Annotated in this window: 18 protein-coding genes, 2 tRNA genes and 1 pseudogene; 6 read left to right on the top strand and 15 right to left on the bottom strand. The window is 63.6% G+C overall.

Features of this window, described 5'->3' with window-relative positions; translation table 11 throughout:
• Positions 1–3 precede the first annotated feature (3 nt).
• Positions 4–600 carry a LemA family protein gene (locus tag IPN92_02155; GenBank protein ID MBK8637120.1) on the bottom strand — a complete coding sequence of 199 codons (597 nt, stop codon included), beginning with the start codon at positions 598–600 and terminating at the stop codon, positions 4–6.
• Positions 601–748: 148 nt separating this feature from the next.
• On the opposite strand from IPN92_02155, the gene IPN92_02150 reads away from it, so the two are divergent.
• Together IPN92_02150 and puuE are read left to right on the top strand one after the other, a co-directional pair.
• On the top strand, positions 749–1,621 hold the full coding sequence (locus IPN92_02150; protein ID MBK8637119.1) for a GNAT family N-acetyltransferase: 873 nt from the start codon (positions 749–751) through the stop codon (positions 1,619–1,621).
• On the top strand, positions 1,621–2,517 hold the full coding sequence (puuE, locus tag IPN92_02145; GenBank protein MBK8637118.1) for an allantoinase PuuE: 897 nt from the start codon (positions 1,621–1,623) through the stop codon (positions 2,515–2,517). Before IPN92_02150 ends, puuE begins: the two co-directional genes overlap by 1 nt.
• A gap of 29 nt (positions 2,518–2,546) precedes the next feature.
• On the opposite strand, the pseudogene IPN92_02140 reads toward puuE, so the two are convergent.
• Positions 2,547–3,098, bottom strand: a pseudogene (locus IPN92_02140) (helicase).
• A 198-nt stretch (positions 3,099–3,296) separates the two neighbouring features.
• Here IPN92_02140 and IPN92_02135 point away from each other — a divergent pair.
• Positions 3,297–3,446 carry a hypothetical protein gene (locus tag IPN92_02135; GenBank protein ID MBK8637117.1) on the top strand — a complete coding sequence of 50 codons (150 nt, stop codon included), beginning with the start codon at positions 3,297–3,299 and terminating at the stop codon, positions 3,444–3,446.
• Between the two features lie 309 nt (positions 3,447–3,755).
• On the opposite strand, the gene IPN92_02130 is transcribed toward IPN92_02135, so the two are convergent.
• Positions 3,756–3,920, bottom strand: a complete 165-nt coding sequence (locus IPN92_02130) for a hypothetical protein (protein MBK8637116.1) — start codon at positions 3,918–3,920, stop codon at positions 3,756–3,758.
• A gap of 340 nt (positions 3,921–4,260) precedes the next feature.
• Here IPN92_02130 and IPN92_02125 point away from each other — a divergent pair, with 340 nt between their 5' ends.
• The 3 genes from IPN92_02125 (at position 4,261) to IPN92_02115 (ending at position 7,191) form a co-directional block, all read left to right on the top strand.
• Positions 4,261–4,884 carry an arylesterase gene (locus tag IPN92_02125; GenBank protein ID MBK8637115.1) on the top strand — a complete coding sequence of 208 codons (624 nt, stop codon included), beginning with the start codon at positions 4,261–4,263 and terminating at the stop codon, positions 4,882–4,884.
• A 55-nt stretch (positions 4,885–4,939) separates the two neighbouring features.
• Positions 4,940–5,920: an MBL fold metallo-hydrolase gene (locus IPN92_02120; protein MBK8637114.1), complete on the top strand. Its 981-nt coding sequence runs from the start codon at positions 4,940–4,942 to the stop codon at positions 5,918–5,920.
• A gap of 173 nt (positions 5,921–6,093) precedes the next feature.
• Positions 6,094–7,191: an NADH:flavin oxidoreductase/NADH oxidase gene (locus IPN92_02115; protein MBK8637113.1), complete on the top strand. Its 1,098-nt coding sequence runs from the start codon at positions 6,094–6,096 to the stop codon at positions 7,189–7,191.
• 140 nt (positions 7,192–7,331) lie between these two features.
• Here the strand turns inward: IPN92_02115 and IPN92_02110 are convergent, their stop codons facing one another.
• The 12 genes from IPN92_02110 to IPN92_02055 form a co-directional block, all read right to left on the bottom strand.
• Positions 7,332–7,796 (bottom strand): hypothetical protein, encoded by a 465-nt coding sequence (locus tag IPN92_02110; protein MBK8637112.1) that lies wholly within the window; start codon positions 7,794–7,796, stop codon positions 7,332–7,334.
• A 219-nt stretch (positions 7,797–8,015) separates the two neighbouring features.
• On the bottom strand, positions 8,016–8,195 hold the full coding sequence (locus IPN92_02105; protein ID MBK8637111.1) for a hypothetical protein: 180 nt from the start codon (positions 8,193–8,195) through the stop codon (positions 8,016–8,018).
• Positions 8,196–8,210: 15 nt separating this feature from the next.
• Positions 8,211–8,588 carry a hypothetical protein gene (locus IPN92_02100; GenBank protein MBK8637110.1) on the bottom strand — a complete coding sequence of 126 codons (378 nt, stop codon included), beginning with the start codon at positions 8,586–8,588 and terminating at the stop codon, positions 8,211–8,213.
• 9 nt (positions 8,589–8,597) lie between these two features.
• Positions 8,598–9,311: a hypothetical protein gene (locus IPN92_02095; protein MBK8637109.1), complete on the bottom strand. Its 714-nt coding sequence runs from the start codon at positions 9,309–9,311 to the stop codon at positions 8,598–8,600.
• Positions 9,312–9,343: 32 nt separating this feature from the next.
• Positions 9,344–10,048: a VIT family protein gene (locus tag IPN92_02090; GenBank protein ID MBK8637108.1), complete on the bottom strand. Its 705-nt coding sequence runs from the start codon at positions 10,046–10,048 to the stop codon at positions 9,344–9,346.
• Between the two features lie 108 nt (positions 10,049–10,156).
• A complete protein-coding gene (locus IPN92_02085) occupies positions 10,157–11,191 on the bottom strand; it encodes an IS481 family transposase (GenBank protein MBK8637107.1) in 1,035 nt (344 codons plus the stop codon).
• A 183-nt stretch (positions 11,192–11,374) separates the two neighbouring features.
• Entirely contained in the window at positions 11,375–12,226 is an 852-nt protein-coding gene (locus IPN92_02080) for a hypothetical protein (GenBank protein ID MBK8637106.1), read from the bottom strand.
• Between the two features lie 11 nt (positions 12,227–12,237).
• Positions 12,238–12,906: a hypothetical protein gene (locus tag IPN92_02075; GenBank protein MBK8637105.1), complete on the bottom strand. Its 669-nt coding sequence runs from the start codon at positions 12,904–12,906 to the stop codon at positions 12,238–12,240.
• Positions 12,907–12,926: 20 nt separating this feature from the next.
• Complete coding sequence (locus tag IPN92_02070; GenBank protein ID MBK8637104.1) at positions 12,927–13,730, bottom strand: TIGR04255 family protein; 804 nt, start codon at positions 13,728–13,730, stop codon at positions 12,927–12,929.
• 767 nt (positions 13,731–14,497) lie between these two features.
• Positions 14,498–14,582, bottom strand: a tRNA-Leu gene (locus IPN92_02065).
• A gap of 81 nt (positions 14,583–14,663) precedes the next feature.
• Positions 14,664–14,737 (bottom strand) — tRNA-Cys (locus IPN92_02060).
• 141 nt (positions 14,738–14,878) lie between these two features.
• Positions 14,879–16,885 carry a UvrD-helicase domain-containing protein gene (locus IPN92_02055; GenBank protein MBK8637103.1) on the bottom strand — a complete coding sequence of 669 codons (2,007 nt, stop codon included), beginning with the start codon at positions 16,883–16,885 and terminating at the stop codon, positions 14,879–14,881.
• Positions 16,886–16,951 lie beyond the last annotated feature (66 nt).

The raw sequence follows: 16,951 nt of genomic DNA, 5'->3' as shown, positions 1-16,951 counted from the left end.
CGGCTAGAAGCTGACCTTGGGCGCCTGCTGGATCGCCGCGCTATCGGCGAACTCCAGCCAGCGCGCATCCTCGCCATGGCCGAACAGGCCGGCCAGCAGATGCTGCGGGAAGGATTGACGATAGGTGTTGTAGGCCATCACCTCATCGTTGAAGGACTGGCGGGCGAAGGCCACCTTGTTTTCCGTGCTCGCCAGTTCCTCGTGCAATTGGCGCATGTTGGCATCGGCCTTGAGGTCCGGATAGGCCTCCACCACCAGATTCAGGCGCCCCAAGGCCCCCGTCAGCGCCCCCTCCGCCTGACCGAGCCCGGTGATGGCCGCCGCGTTCGCCGGGTTCGCCGCCGCCCGCGCCAGTCCCGCCACCGCCCCCTGACGCGCCGCGACCACCGCCTCCAGGGTCTCGCGCTCGTGCGCCAGGTAACGCTTGGCGATCTCCACCAGATTGGGGATCAGGTCATGGCGGCGCTTGAGCTGCACCTCGATCTGGGCAAAGGCGTTACGAAAGCGATTGCGCAAGGCCACGAGTCGGTTATAGATGGCAACCAGGTAGAACAGCCCCAGCAAGGCGATCGCGAGTATGACGGCGGTCGAGAGTTCCATGAGTTCCTCCGGCGGATGAAGTGCCTAAATTATGAACCGCCCGGCGCGGATGCCAACTTTTATTCTGGGTTTACCGGGTCAGACCCACCTTGACGGCCATCCGACGCGCGCTTAGCCTTCGCCCTGAACCACCCCCAGGAGGCTGCCCATGACCCCTAACCTGATGATCCGCAACATGACCCGTCCCGAGGTGGAAGAACTCGTCACCTGGGCGGCCCGGGAGGGCTGGAACCCGGGCCGGCATGATGCCGAATGCTTCTGGGCCACCGACCCCGACGCCTTCATCGCCGCCGACCTCGACGGCGACTTGATTGGGGGCGGGGCCATCACCGCTTATCAGGGTGAATTTGGCTTCATGGGTTTCTTCATCGTGCGGCCCGAGTTTCGCGGCCAGGGCCTCGGCAATCGCCTCTGGCACGCCCGCCGCGAGCGTCTGCTCGCCCGGCTGCGCCCCGGCGCGACCATCGGCATGGATGGCGTCTTTAATATGCAGGACTACTACGCCAAGGGCGGCTTCGTTTTCTCCCATCGCGACATCCGGTTTCGCGCCGAGATCCCGGATCAGCCCCCAACCCCGCCACCTGGCGACGAAGAGCTAGCCCCCCTGGCCCGGGTGCCTTTCGATCAGGTCCTCGCTTACGACCGCACCTGCTTCCCCGCCCCCCGCCCGACCTTCCTGGCCGACTGGATCAGCCAACCGGACTCCCTGGCCCTCGGCTGCCTCCGCGCTGGCCGACTGAGCGGCTACGGCGTGATCCGCCGTTGCGGCGAAGGCTGCAAAATCGGCCCCCTGTTCGCCGACGATGCCTCCGCCGCCCGGGCCCTCTATGCTCACCTGGCCGGCTTTGCCGCTGGCGGGCCCCTCTTCCTCGACACCCCGGAGAATAATGCCGCCGCCCTGGCACTTGCGCGCCAGGAAGAGATGGTCGAGGTCTTTGGCTGCGCCCGCATGTATTTGGGGCCCACCCCCGATCTCGCCCATTCGCGGATCTTCGGCGTCACGACCTTCGAGCTGGGCTGATGGCCGAGCGCGACCTCGTCGGTTATGGCGGTCGCCCACCCCACCCGCACTGGCCGGGCGAGGCCCGCGTCGCGGTGCAATTCGTACTCAACATTGAGGAGGGCGCGGAGTCCTGCATCCTCAACGGCGACGCCCAGTCCGAGGCCTATCTCCATGAGTTGCCCGGCCGCCCCGCTCGCCCGGGTGAACGGGACCTCAGCGTCGAGGGGATGTATGAATACGGCTCCCGCGCCGGCATCTGGCGCATCCTGGACCTCTTCAGCGCCCGCGGCCTGCCCCTGACCGCCTTTGCCGTCGGCCAAGCCCTGGAGCGCAACCCCGGGATCGCCCAGGCCCTGCGCGCGGCCGGGCATGAGGTCGCCGGACATGGCTATCGCTGGCTGGACTATCGCAATATCCCCGAGGACGAAGAGCGGCGGCACATCCATCGCACCCTCGACATCATCAAGCGGCTGTGCGGCCAACGCCCGGTGGGTTGGTACACGGGGCGCGTCAGTCACAATACCCGCCGCCTGCTGCGCGAGGAGGGCGGCCTCCTCTACAGTTCGGACGCCTATAACGACGACCTACCCTATTGGCTCCCCGGAGCGCCCGCCCACCTGATCATCCCCTACACCCTGGTCAACAACGACGCCCGCTACCTGCTACCGATCGGTTTTGCCGGTGGGGACGACTTTTTCCGTCTGCTTAAGGACGCCTTCGACCTCCTCTGGCAGGAGGGCGCACGGCACCCCAAGCTGATGAGCGTTGGGCTCCACGGCCGCATCAGCGGTCACCCGGCCCGCGCCATGGCCCTGGCGCGCTTTCTCGATTACGTGCAAAGCCACGAGCCAGTTTGGATCTGCCGGCGGGAAGCGATTGCCCGCCATTGGCTGGCCGAGCATCCCGCCGGCTGAAACCCGTAGCGCGAATGCCGGCGTCCTCCTCAGCCTCCCCAGCCCTGACGCATGAGGTTGTCGAAATCCCGCCGGGAGAGCACCCCGGCGCAGTCCCGCCAGGCGTTATCCGTCGGCTTGATACTGTCGTTGTAGCGCAAATCAAAGCCGGTGGCCTGGCGGCGTTCCTCGATGTAGCGGTCCATCCGCTCGCCCAGGGTTTCGATATCCTCGATCCAATCATCGCGGATGGTGTCGGGCAGGCCACCGAAGAGGTCGTAGCGGTTGCGCATCCGCTCCGACAGGCGGGCATAGACGATTTCATCCACCGTGCCCTGGTGAACCAGATTCAGCATGTCCACCACCGGGCGCGCCTGGCCGAAGCGCTTGATCCGGCCGATGCGTTGTTCAAGCCGGGTCGGGTTCCAGGGCAGATCGACGTTGATGAGAGTCTCCAGGGTCTGGAGGTTCAGACCCTCGCAGGCGGCATCCGTGGCGACCATGATGCGGATGTCATGGTCGGCGACCATGCCCTTGAGTTCCTCGCGGGCGATGCCGACCACCTGGCCGTCGCGGTAGAGCCGGCTACGATCCGCGCCGGCTTACGCGCCTTGGCATTGACCCTGTTCGAGAACCGCTAACTCACCCTCGCCCAGGCCGCCAAGGTTGCGGGGCTCTCGCTGGATGGCTTCCTCGATCCGCTGGGATCGCTCGGCTTAGCTGCCGTGGGTTATCCGGCAGAGGAGTTGGCGGAGGAGTTGGCCGCCGCCTTGTGACAGCGGCTTGATGCGCAGGTCGCCATGAACAAGATCGTCGTCGCGGACGCCGGGCCACTGATCGCCCTAGCCCGGATCGAGCGGCTGTCGCTACTGTTTGCGCTCTACGGATCCGTGGTTCTTGCGCCTGGCCGGGGAGACGGGTCGAAAGGGCGAATGACTCTCTTTGCGTGAAGAGGGTCGGGCTCCACGACGTAAGCCGCCGCCTCGCGGATCATCGTCAACGCCCACCGCATCAACGCCGGTCCCCCCTGCCCGAGCCGGGGCACCGGAAGGACCGGACAGCGACTTTCAACTGATCCGGGTCAACACCCCGGAGGCGATTCACGAGCGGCTCCTGCGGGTGGTGACCGAGCGCATCCCGGCGCGCTTCGCTCTCCGGTAAGGGTTGCGCTCCGACCGAATATGGCGACCACCGGCGACGGTCGAACTCCCGATGCGCTCAGAATGTCGCCCCCGCCGCACCACACAAACACATGCCACCTAACGCGGAACCCCGCGGTAAAGCCGATCTACCAAGTCCCGAAACCAGGCGGGACGCGCGAGCAGAATGTACGCGAGCAGAACCGCCGCAAGCGGGATTAGGAAGGCCGCAGTGTCCACGAGGACGATCAGCAGGGCCAGAACGAGACGGTGGGAAAGACGCATGACGACCTCGGGGTTGTTGGCAAGGTTCGCGACGCGGGCGGTATGTCGCGGGTCACCTTGCATCGGATCGAGAAAGGCTAGCCCGCGGTCACGATCGGTGCCTATCTAAACGCCCTGGTGGCCTTGGGTCTGGATTTTGGCATCCTCACGCCGGAGGATCAACCGGCCGACGCCGTCGGTAACGACGCGAAACCAGGCTGGATTCCGGTTCGCGTTCGACTGAGGGATTATCCCCAACTCAAGCGTCTGGCTTGGCAAATTCATGGGGCACAACCTGGCCGTCAGCGATAGCCTAAAATCCCAACATCCCATCCCCCGCGACCTTCGGAGCGCCCTCTTCATGCGGCACGGACTTTTCATCCTCGCCCTGCTGGCCACCGCCTTGCTCTCGGCATGCAGCCAGGAACCCCAACTTACCGCCCTTCCCCCCGGCACGACCGTCCTCGCCTTCGGCGACAGCGTGACCTTCGGGACAGGAGCCGCCCCGGGGGAGGATTGGCCAACCGCCCTGGCCCTCAAGACCGGCTGGGAGGTGATCAATGCCGGAGTCCCGGGGGATACTGCGGAAGCGGGCAAGAGCCGCATCCAAGCCCTGCTCGATCAACATCAACCCGCTCTGGTCATCATCGAAATGGGGGGCAATGACTTCCTGCGGCGCCGGCCTCGGCAAGCCGTGAAGGAGGATCTGCGGTACCTACTACGGGCCGTCAGGCAAAGTGGGGCTGAAGTAGTGCTGGTGGCCGTGCCGGAGGTGTCCCTGCTCAACCTCGTCATCGGCAAAGGGGATGCGCCCCTCTACCAGGAGTTGGCGGAGGAAGAGGCGGTGCCGGTTATCGACCAGGTGTTTTCGGAGATCCTGAGCCAGCCAGAACTCCGCGCGGACCAGATTCACCCGAATGCCGAGGGCTATCGACGGATGGCCTCCGGCATTTACGATCACCTGAAGCAAGCGGGAGCCCTGTGACTCCGCTAGCGCCTTGCCCCTTTGACACGCCCGATGTCTATTGACAGGAGAACCGATGCAAGACCCCCAGCCGACCCTCGCCGCCGCCGCGCCACCGGTCCAACAACTTGCCCTGGGCTTACTCAAATATCTGCGGATCAGATGCATTTCCGAGATTGGCTGGCTCGACACGCCGACCATGCTGGAGGATATCGCCGCCGCCGGCGGCATGGGAATCAATCAATACCGGCTGCCCTGGCCCCCCTTTGGCGACCGGAACCCCGCCAACGCCGCCGGCTCCTCGGCCCTGATCGAGGCGGAAACGCTGGACGGCAAAGGCTATCGGATACTGTTCGATACCGGTTGGAACCCGGCCTGGATGGAGCGCCGCTTCGCCGAGGAGGGGGTTGACCGGCTCCTGGCGGAGGGTGCAATTGATTGCCTCGTCATCAGTCACGAACATTTCGATCATTTCTGGGGGATCGGCGTCACCCTGAGGCAATGTCCGTCGCTGCCAGTCTATATCCCAGCGGGGTTTCAGCCAGAGGGGCTAGCCCTCATCAAGCAGTATGGTCACACCGGACCCCTCATCCAGGTGCAGCCCCAGCAACCGCTGAGCCTGTTTCCGGGTTGCGCCCTGGTGCAGTTTCCGATAGAGACCCTGCTGCAGGTCCAGGGCGAAAACGTGCTGTATTTCGAGGTTCAGGATCGGGGTCTGGTGATGGTCACCGGTTGCGGACATGGCGGGGTCCTCAATCTGCTGGATTACGCCCGGCGAACCTTTGCCGGGGGAGAGCGCCTGCATGCGGTGTACGGGGGGCTGCACATCGCGCCCTTTGATGATTGGAACGAGGACAAGGACCGCCTCATCCAAGCCCTGGCGACCTATGGCATCCAGCACTTCGGTTGCAACCATTGCACCGGGGCCCTCGCCGTGGAAAAGATGCTGGCGGCGGGTTTGCCGGTGGTCAGGGGCAGCGCGCGCCTGGGTTCCAAAACCGATCTGTTTCTGGGCAACGGCGATTGCCTCGAAGTAGCCGCGGACCCACCCCGGTAGGAGAGGGTCATCCGCTAGTCGAGATTTTGGATCAAGGGCTTACGGCGTGCAAACGGGCCCCATCGCCTCCTCAGCCACCTGATTAACGACTGGCAGTCCGAATTGCCGGATGATCCTTTTGCTATACTGAAAAACATCCAATTTTCAGAGCTGTTATCCCCGGAGCTGGCCAGATGTCCGCACTATTCCAACCCTTCAAACTCAAGGATGTGACGCTGCGCAATCGCATCGTCGTCCCACCCATGTGTCAATACGTGGCGGTTGAAGGTCTGATCAACGCCTGGCACCAGGTGCATTTGGCCGGTCTCGCCCGGGGCGGTGCCGGCCTGGTCATCGCCGAGGCCACGGCGGTGGCCCCGGAAGGCCGCATCACCCCCGGCTGTGCCGGCATCTGGAACGAGGACCTCGCCCAGGCCTTCGCCCCCACGGTTGCCGCCATCAAGGCCGCCGGGGCCGTGCCGGGCATTCAGATTGGCCACGCCGGCCGCAAGGCCAGCGCCAACCGCCCCTGGGAGGGTGACGACCACATGGCCGCGGATGATCCGCGCGGCTGGCCGACCCTGGCCCCCTCGGCCATCCCCTTCGGCGCCAATCTGCCCAAGGTGCCGCGGGCCATGACCCAGGATGACATCGCCCGGGTCCGCCAGGACTTCGTCAGTGCCGCCGAACGGGCCCGGGACGTCGGCTTCGAGTGGCTGGAACTGCACTTCGCCCACGGCTATCTGGGGCAAAGCTTTTTCTCGCCCCATGCCAACCAGCGGCAGGATGCTTATGGCGGCAGCATGGAGAACCGCGGCCGCTTTCTGGTAGAGACTCTGGCCGCGGTACGCCAGGTGTGGCCCGAGCATCTGCCCCTGACGGCGCGCTTCGGGGTCATCGAATTTGACGGCCGGGACGAGGAAACCCTGGCCGAGTCCATCGAACTCGCCAAATCCTTCAAACGCGAAGGGCTGGACCTGCTGAGCGTCAGTATTGGCTTCTCCACCCCAAGCGCCACGATTCCCTGGGCACCCGCCTTCCTGGCGCCGATTGCCGAGCGGGTACGCCGGGAGGCCCAGTTGCCGGTCGCCTCGGCCTGGGGTATCGATACGCCGGAACTGGCCGAGCGAACGGTGCAACAGGGTCAACTGGACCTGGTGATGGTCGGTCGCGCCCATCTGGCCAATCCCCACTGGCCCTATCAGGCCGCCCTGAAACTCGGGATCGAGCGCCCTTCCTGGGTCCTGCCCCCTTCCTACGCCCATTGGCTCGAACGCTATGCCGCCAACTGAAACCACCCGCAGGATGATTTTTTGCGGCGCAGGCGCAGGTCACCAATTGTGCCGCGCCAACGAGATTGATTCGCCGCTCGGCGCGGGCGGCCAGGGTCGGCAAACCACCAAACCACCCACGCCAAAGCGGTCCAGGTTCTTCATGGCCTCGGAAAGATCGGCATAGGGGATGAGTTGGGATGATGCTTAAGCCTGTTGTCACGCACCGGCCCGTAACGCCAGCCATCGAGATGGCGATCCGCGGCCCACCGCTGGTGCTCGATGAGCGCGAGTTGCTCGACTTGCAGCGGACTCATCACAAAGGACTCGACCAGCTCCTCCGGGACCGCGTGACAGTCGCTGACGGCCAGCTTGGCCCAGATATGGTCGGCCTGATGGCGGTTGGCCTGGCGGTAGGAGTTGGCCAGCGTCTCCCAGGGCTGGCCGGCGGGCTCCCCGTCCGGGTCACGACCCTGAGCCGCGATCGTATCGCGATAATGGTCGTGGATGGTACGGGCAATCTCGTCGCCCGACCCCTCCAGGAGCACAGGGGCACGACAGGCCTCCCGCAGATAGGAAACAGGGATGATCTGCCCGTCCCAGTCCTCGACCCGACCGCCCGGCACGGCCTCACCGGTTTCCAAAAGAATAGGTGGGGAGACACCCTTGATGACCGCCAGCTCATGGACGAGACGGCGCGCCAGTTCCAGGCCCGGTGAGCCATCACCCGTATCCGGGTCGGTGACACAGACCGCGGCGAGGGTGACCGGGGCGGCCCCGCCGGAGTTCAGTGTCCGCGACAGGTCATCGATGGGTGCGAACTGGAGGTCCGCGATCAGGGGGGCCTACGGGTAGGCAGCCAGGAACCGGGCGGCGATGGCGTCGCTGTGATCGCAGAGGAGGGTGATTCGCGGCAAGCCCTGGCCAAAGTGGATCAGACGCAATGCCTGGAGCAGCAGGGCCTCGGCGGGATCATCGAAGCCGAGGATCAGGAGATGGGGGCCTTGACCGAAACGCGGATCCATGCCGAGGTGCAGGGGCTACCGGGCGAGCAGGGCCCGCGCGGCGCGATCGCGAATCGCAAAGGTCTCGATCCGCCAGGGATCGGCGGATTCCGGCATCGGCAGGGGCGGAGCGGGTTCCCGAGGGTGCATCAGGATCAGCCGCTGGGTCGGCCGGTGCCGGCCGTGAGGGCCGTTGCGGGAACACTCAATGAGGTCGGCGATGAGGTCGGGGGCCCCTGGCGGATCGGCCAGGATGAGAAGGGGCGCTCGTCCCGGCTTCAGCATCGCCAGTTGCTCGCGATCGATGCGCCTAGCCCGGCAGCCATCCCGACCCAGACCGACAATCACCTGGTCCGCGAGCGGGGAGGCGCCCATGACCAGGACCGGGGGTCGCAGGAAGGCAAAAGGTCTCACGGCATCCCCTCAGGGCGCGAAGGCCCGGGCCAGGATCCGCGGCAGCCGGGTCCCGGCCTCGGCCAGGTCCAATACCTCGACGAGGGCGGGATCGGCCTGCTCCAGACCGGGTTCGGGCAGTGGCCGGCCCGTGCGACGCCAAGTGGCCAGGCGATCCGCGGTGCCGCCGCTGCCGGCCAGAACCAGGACGCGGCCGCCAGCGCGGAGGCGGTGCATGACGTCCAGAAGGGTGATGGCGCCGCCCGCCGCGACCAGCATGAGGCTGCCGTGCCCGCCAGCGAGATGCTCGGCCACGTCCGTGATCCAGGGGGATTCATCGCCCCAGCGCTCGCCCGGTACCAGGAGGAAATGGGTGTGATTGGAGTCGAGGTGGACCTTGGCGTCCGCCTCGACGCCAGGCGGATCAGGAACCCTAGCGGTGGGATCGAGCGCGATACGCCCCAGGGGTGCAACCCCGAGCAGCGGGAAACCCGCGGCCGAACGGCGGCGTGCCAGTCCCATCAGGGCCATGACACCGAAGGGGGTGCCGCCATCGATGACCAAGGCACCCAGTTCGTCAAGGCGCGGCGCCAGGCGCTCAAAAACCGGGAGCAGTGCGCCGCCCGTCGTCGCATCGAGGTTCGCGGCACCACCGACCAGGATTAGAATCGGCCGGGGCCTGGTCAGGCTGAGTTCGCTCAAGGCGACCGTCAGGCCCTCGGGCGAGGGTCGATCCAGGCACACACAACGCGCCAAGAGCGGGGGGGTTATGTCGCTCAGGCCAGAGTCCCCCACAGGGCGCCGACCCCGGCCGTGACCGCCATGGCGAGGGCTCCCCAGAAGGTGACGCGCAGGGCGCCTGCCGCCATCCCGGCGCCACCCGCCCGCGCCGCCCAGGCGCCGAGGACGGCGAGAGAGAGCAGGGAGGTACCGGCTAGCAGGGGCAGGAGATAGGGCCTGGGGGCCAGGGTGGCCACGAGGAGCGGTTGGGCGGCGCCGACGGCAAAGCTCGTCGCGGAGGCCAGTGCCGCCTGAATGGGTCGGGCGCTGAAGGCATCGGAGATGCCGAGTTCGTCCCGGGCGTGGGCACCCAGGGCATCATGGGCCATGAGTTGTGCCGCCACCTCCTTTGCCAGGGGCGGATCAAGCCCGCGCCCGACATAGATAGCCGTCAGCTCCTGGAGCTCGCCGATAGGATCGACGGCGAGTTCCAAACGCTCCTGTTCCAGTGCGGCGGCTTCAGTATCCGCCTGGGAGTGAACAGAGACATATTCCCCGGTAGCCATCGACATGGCGCCAGCCACCAGTCCGGCGATGCCGGTGGCGAGGAGACTGGCTTGGGGAACGTCGGCCGCGGCAACTCCGACCAACAGGCTGCCAGTGGAGATAATGCCGTCATTCGCCCCCAAAACCGCGGCGCGCAGCCAGGCGATGCGGTCCGTACGGTGGCGCTCTTGATGCTTCGGATGCTTCGGTCGCATGGTCCGGCCCCCTTTAATTGGATATTCAAAAAAATCCGGAAAACTGGGTCCGCTTGAGCGGTAACACTATGATTTTCGCCAAGGGCCTGGTCCAGGACTTGAAATCCGTTACCGCCGGTAACGCCGAAGAGGCAAGACGCATGGGTTGGGATCAGGTGGATACAGTCGCGTGTCAAGCCCCGGGAGATTGTTAATCTCTGAAACGAACAGTTCAGGCTGCTTTACCCGCCACTGTTCCAAGGCCTCCACCGGGCACACCTGGCCCAGTGCCCGCTGCGGAATATGGTAGTTATAGACATTGACATAGCGCTGCAGGGTCTCCGCCAGTTGCTCCCCGGAGCGAAAGCGGTTGGTCGCCAGGACCTCGCTGATGCGGCCGTTAAAGCGCTCGATCATCCCGTTGGTCTGGGGATGGCGCGGCGGGATGAGGCGGTGCTCGATGTGCTGTTCATGGCAGATCCGGTCGAAGCGGTGCTTGCCCGTCGGTTCGCGCTCGCCGGTGGCACAGAACCGGTCGGTAAACTCCTTGCCGTTGTCGGTGAGGATCTTGGTGATCCTGAAGGGGGCGGCCTGGAGGAGATGGGTCAGGAAGCCCTGGGCGCAGGCGGCGGACTTCTCCGGCAAGATCTCGACATACACCCAGCGCGTGGCCCGGTCGATGGCGGCAAACAGGTAGCGGCGCTGGTCCTCGTCGGGCATTTGCGGCAGGTACTTGACATCGACATGCACAAAGCCGGGGGCATCGTCTTTGAAGGGCTGATAGGCTGGTTTGCCGCTCTCCTCGCGGGGTAGCAGCGCCTTGAGGTCCGAGACTCCGTGGCGGCGCAAGCAGCGGTCGAGGCCAGAGCGCGAGACCCCTTCGTTGAGGAACTCACGGGTCACCGCCAGCAGGTCATCCAGGGGCAACAGCAGCGTTTGGCGCAGGGCCACCACCACCGCCTCCTGGGCCGGCGAGAGGGTGGTGTGCAGGCGGTGCGGGCGGTGGGAACGGTCGGTGGTCTCCTCGCGGCGGCGCCACTTGCGCACCGTGGCCTTACTCAGGTGATAACGCCGGGCCAGTTCTGCGATGGGCAGCGGTGACTCACGCAACTCGCGGCGGATGGCAGGGGTAGTCCGGGCGTTCTTATGCAGATTGACTTGCATGGGTAGGGTCTCGGTCTGGGGTGGCGGCCAGCGGGGCGGTGACCCCCGGGGCGGTATCTCCCCCGAGGGCCAGATACTCGAGTACTTCCCGAGCACGGAACAGAGGATAGCTCCTTCTGGGTAAATAATCACACGGGGCTGAACACATACACGATGTTTAGGGATCGATCCATTCAGCATGGATCAAAGCGTGATCATTGGTTGTGGTGGGTCTTTTTGAAGACTCATATGTTCCAGACGCCATTGCTTCAGCATCTCCCGTTGAGCGACAGTAATGGCACTGTCCGACGCTGGATCGCAATACATCAGGCGGATGTTTTTCCATCCTGAATCCTGGGAGTGAAACGCTGCCTCGAAAAGCTCTTCCAACGCCTCAGCTGCCTTGCCTGCAGCTTCTGCAGCTGCTGGTTCATCTCGAAGGCTTTCATAGAGCACGATAATCCCAAGCCGATAGACGTCTTCCGGTCCATCGCGCTCAACTTCTGTACCTTCGTCAAGATCGAAAAGCAGTGCACGTATGTGATCGCCGCCGTCTGCCAGGACACCCTCTATTCGTTTAAGAAAGGTTTGTTTTCCTGGCAGATTTGCGGTACGCAGGCGGTATTCAAAAGCTTCTGGAAACGCGGCGCGGTGATAACGAGACGCGAGCCATCGCTGAAGTATCGCAATACCGTGGCCATCAAGCCATATGTCTTGGCGGGGTTGAGTGATGAATAGTTCATGCTTCGCTATTGGCCGCTTACTTGGTGCCAACAATTCAATTGCTAAAGGCCCTGCTTCTGACTGATATTCGATGTGTAAACGCCTAGCAGTTTTGCCGAATGAATCACCGCCAAGCTTATCGATGCGGTTGCCGATCACGACCTCGACGTATGGTTCTTTTTCCCGGGCCGCTGATAGGTCGCAGTCGTGGGAAGCGACCACGGCGAAGTACTGATCATCACACTCAGACGTCAGCAGATCGAGCGCCTTCGCTGCTTCAAGAGTTATGATATTGCCTTGGCGCCATGAGAACTGCCGATCGTTGTCTGCCATGCACTGACTCCTCAAGCATCTTCATTGAGGTGAGGAGAACCAAATTCTATGGAAGTACCGGAGGTCGCAGATCTTCCCGCAAGACGTGCAGCGAGGCGCTGGTGTTGCTGAGACTCTCTCGCCAGGGTAGCAGCGAGCGTTCGTGCCAAATCCACGACATTTCCGTCGTCTCTTATAGCGTCCAATATGGAAGTGCCTCCAGAAATCTTTCTACGGAAAACCTGGGGAGACACCTCGATTTCAGCTTCAAGAAATACGTCAGTCGCTCGTGCCAGCTCTGAGAGCCGTTGAGCGTTTCGTGGCGAAAGAGCGCCGCCCTTAATCCACTCATGTACCGCTTGTCGTGATACACCAAATACTCTGGAAAGCTCGGAAACTGAAATCTTCGTTACCGTGCGTATGTGTGCGATGTCTCTAGCAGATTCGCTGACAGCCCCTGCCGAGTTCTCGTTCTTCCCACCGATCTCAATGTGATTGATGTCCCAATTTGCAGTGGCTGCACTAGCGTGCAAATAGTTAGGCGACAGCAATCCAAACGTACCAGCTACGCAATAGGATAAGATGCGCCAACGAAGATTGTTTTGTCGCGCAATGTCTATAAGAAAACCATCTTCTTTCGTAAAAGCTGCAGTTCGGGCTGTGGGTCTTGCCGGTCCATCAAACTGATAGGGTGCGTACATGTTTGTCTCCTTTGCGCTTTTCAGCTATTCCACGCTGAGACCGCGATCGGCGTAACAGTTGCGTCAAACGCAATCCCAACCCCATCACGCAACACTTGCAGCTGAGATTTTATGAGTTCCAGATTGAAAGGGTGCCGGCCTTCGATTGAGGCGTCGGTATCGACGATAGCATGAACGCCATTGATCTCGCGGAATCGATCGGCAACCTTTACTCCAATGGGTTGAAGATCCATTGGGAACCCTAGCGGCCCAGATTGGATGATCGTGCGTGCGAGAACGGCATACTTGGCGGTTTGGATATGTGTTTCGGCAAAAGAGTGAGAAACTGTGACTTCCTCCGGCAAGCGATTGCTCAGCCCGAGTACGCCAGGCGCCAAGTAGTCGGCAAGTCCTGTCTCACCACTAGGAGGAACGACTGCGTCTAGGTACCGTAGCCCAACCCTCTCGGAGTGTGCCAACGTGACGCATTCGTGAACGATGGCCAACCCCCGCATAAATTCATCAACAAGGGCTTCAAAAGTTTCATACTCTGTCGTGTGAAACGATAGGGCGTTCTGTTCGACGATGAACCCTCTAGTGCTATCAGTGCTAAAAAACATCAACCGTTCGACTTGTTCAACTACCGGGGGCTGCGGCTGTGGGGGGTCCCCCAGTTGAGGAGCAAACGTAAGTGCCATGGCGATCCCCTTCTTAAAGTCGGGGTAGCTCGCTTTCCGCATACGATCCTGGATGTCGGGTGCGTAGGATCCGAGCCGAAGGACGGGGTTGTGCCGGACTTGGGCAATGGTGAAGTATACCGGTGCGTTCTTCATTTTTTGGCCCATGGCGCTCTCCAGTTGACTGCGGGATTGACACTTTACAGTATAGTTGACACATTGTTAAGCGGTAGGTTCGCAAGCAAAGACACGGCGACAAGCGCTGATGCAGATGGGACGTCAGAGCGAATCTGTTTCCTCCACCACCCAAGGTTACAATCCAACCGCTTGGTTCGCAAGCGATTAACATATTGATTTATAAAAGTAATACTCGCGGCCTTTGCGGATTTTTGGCCGGTTCCAGGGAGCGAGGTCCGAGGGGGGAATGGCCAGGAGAGAGACTGGAATGCGGTTCGAAACTGGCTGACGGACTGACCGGCTAAGTCCGCAGGCTTCCGCAAGAACCCCCAACAACACGCGGGAACCGGCGCGATCGGGCAATACCCCCCCCAACCGAGAACGGTTGGGGGTTTCATTATTGGTAGGGGCAACTTGTTTCCCGAGACCGAGGCGGAAGTTCTTGCCGTGGCCAAGACCCGGATCGCCGATCTAAAGAACATTCCCGCGGGCGCCCTGATCTACCCGGACCCGGCGGCGTGGACCGTGCGGCTTTATGCCGAGTGACGGCGGCGAACGATGGGCAACGCAGAACCGGCTTCGGCCGGTTTTTGTGTCCGTAGGGAGGGGCCGAGCCGTCCGTCGGGGAAAACGGCCGTCGAAGGACTAAAAAGGGCGGCCAAAGGCCAAAAAAGGGGGCCCCTGTCTACACTGCGTCTACATGGCCAACCGGTTATCCCGAGTTTTCCGTGTAGACGGCGGAACTCATTGTTTTTGAATGGTGCCCGGGGCGGGACTCGAACCCGCATGACTCGCGTCGAAGGATTTTAAGTCCTTTGCGTCTACCGATTTCGCCACCCGGGCGGGAGGGGGGTGGAACCTGGGGGGATCTGACCCTGCCGTCGGCCCGGGAGGCTCTGGCGAATAAGCAATGAGGAAGGAAGGTGGAGGCTGAGCCCGGAATCGAACCGGGGTGCACGGCTTTGCAGGCCGCTGCATGACCACTCTGCCACTCAGCCTAAGGTGGTGAAGTATATAACTGGTGCCGAGGCTTTGTCATCCCGTTGACATCCTGGGGGGGCAAAATTCCCGGGCGCCGGGCTTGGCACTGACCCTACCGAACACCCCGCTTACCCGGGCAACCCTTGGCCACCGGCCCTTCAAGTCGTCCCCAGCAGGCCTTTCAGGCCGGCCAGATGGGCGGTGCCGCGGGCGCGGTTTTCCTCGGCGTTGTCCACCCGGCGGGTATCCCAATCCAGGCCGCTCTCGGGTAATTCCTCCAGAAAGCGGCTGGGCTGGACCTGGACCATTTCGCCGAAGCGCTTGCGGCGCTTGGCCAGGGTAAAGGTCAGGTGCTCGCGGGCACGGGTGATGCCGACATAGGCGAGGCGCCGCTCCTCCTCGATGCTGTCGTCCTCGATGCTGACGCGATGCGGCAGCAGTTCCTCCTCCATGCCGACCAGCATGACGTGCGGAAACTCCAGCCCCTTGGCGGCGTGGAGGGTCATGAGGGCGACGCGGTCGCCACCCTCTTCTTCCTCCTGGCGTTGCAGCACGTCCATGAGGGACAGGTGGCCAACGCGATCCTGCAGGGACTTACCCTCATTTTCACCCTTGCCGAGGGCATCGAGCCAGTTGAGCAGGTCGTGGACATTCTCCAAACGCCGTTCGGCGACCGGCAGGCTGGAGGCATTCTCCTTCAGCCAGGCGGCGTAGTTCATACCCTCCACCAGGGCGCGGACGGCGGCCACCGGCTCGCTGGCGGCGTGGCGGGCATGGGTGTCGAGCCAGGCGGCGAATTGCTCCAGACGCTCGCGAGGTCGCCGCTCCAGGCGCTGACCCAGCCCCAGTTCGCCGCAGGCGCGCAGCAGGGGTACGCCCCGCTCCCGGGCATAGCCCGCCAGCTTCTCCAGGGTGTTGGGCCCGATCTCCCGGCGCGGGGTGTTGACGATGCGCAGAAAGGCGGCGTCATCCTCGGGGTTGGCGAGGAGACGCATGTAGGCCATGACGTCCTTGATCTCGGCCCGGGCGAAGAAGGAGGTGCCGCCGCTGAGAAAGTAGGGGATGTCGTGTTCGCGCAGGGCCTGCTCGAAGAGCCGCGCCTGGTGGTTGCCGCGATAGAGGATGGCGAAGTCGCCGAAATTGGCCTGGTCGGCGAAGCGCCGGTGCAGGATCTCCGAGACCACCCGCTCGGCTTCGTGGGCCTCGTCGCGACAGGTGATGACCCGGGGGCGCTCCCCTTCGCCATGAGCACACCAGAGGCGTTTCTCGAAGAGGTGGGTGTTATGGGCGATGAGGGCATTGGCGAGGCCCAGGATGCGCCCGCTGGAGCGGTAATTCTGCTCCAGCATCACGACCTTGAGGGTCGGAAAATCCTCTTTGAGCCGGGCGAGGTTTTCGGGCCGGGCACCGCGCCAGGCGTAGATCGACTGGTCGTCGTCACCGACCACGGTCAGAGCGCCCCGGGGACCGACCAGGCGCCGAACCAGTTCGTATTGGGCGCCGTTGGTATCCTGATACTCGTCCACCAGCAGGTAGCGCAGGCGCGACTGCCAGGTCTCCAGCAGGTCGGGCTGGGCGGCGAAGAGGCGTGCCGGCAGACGGATGAGGTCGTCGAAATCGACGGCATTGTAGGCGTGCAGGCTGCGCTGGTAGTCGGCGTAGAGGCGGGCGAGGTCGGCCTCGAAGTCATCCTCGGCGTGGCTGAGGGCCTCGGCGGGCTCGACGAGTGAATTCTTCCAGGCCGAGATACGGGACTGGACGGCGGCGGGGGTCAGGGCGTCATCCTGACGCCGGCCCCGCAGGTGCTCCTTGATGATGGCCTCGGCGTCCTGGGGGTCGAAGAGGGAAAAGCCGCGTCGCAGCTCGGCGCGGGCATGGTCGCGGCGCAGGATGTCGAGTCCCAGGGTGTGGAAGGTAGAGATGGTGAGGCCCCGGCCCTCCCGGCCTTTGAGGGCGCTCGCAACCCGCGCCTTCATCTCGCGTGCCGCCTTGTTCGTGAAGGTGACGGCGGCGATATGGCGCGGCGCCAGGCCGCATTCGCCGACGAGGTAGGCGATCTTGCGGGCAATGACGCGGGTTTTGCCCGATCCGGCGCCAGCGAGCACGAGCAGGGGGCCGCCCACATAGCGCACGGCTTCGAGCTGTCGGGGATTGAGGTCTTTCATGGGGCAGCCTGAGGGCAAGGCGGGGCGCGCAAGGGATCACGGGAACTGACGGGGACGGGAACCGGG

The organism is Chromatiaceae bacterium, from assembly GCA_016714645.1.
Lineage (GTDB): Bacteria > Pseudomonadota > Gammaproteobacteria > Chromatiales > Chromatiaceae > M0108.
Note: the sequence above shows the minus strand (reverse complement) of the source record. Positions and strands in the feature narration are given on the sequence as shown.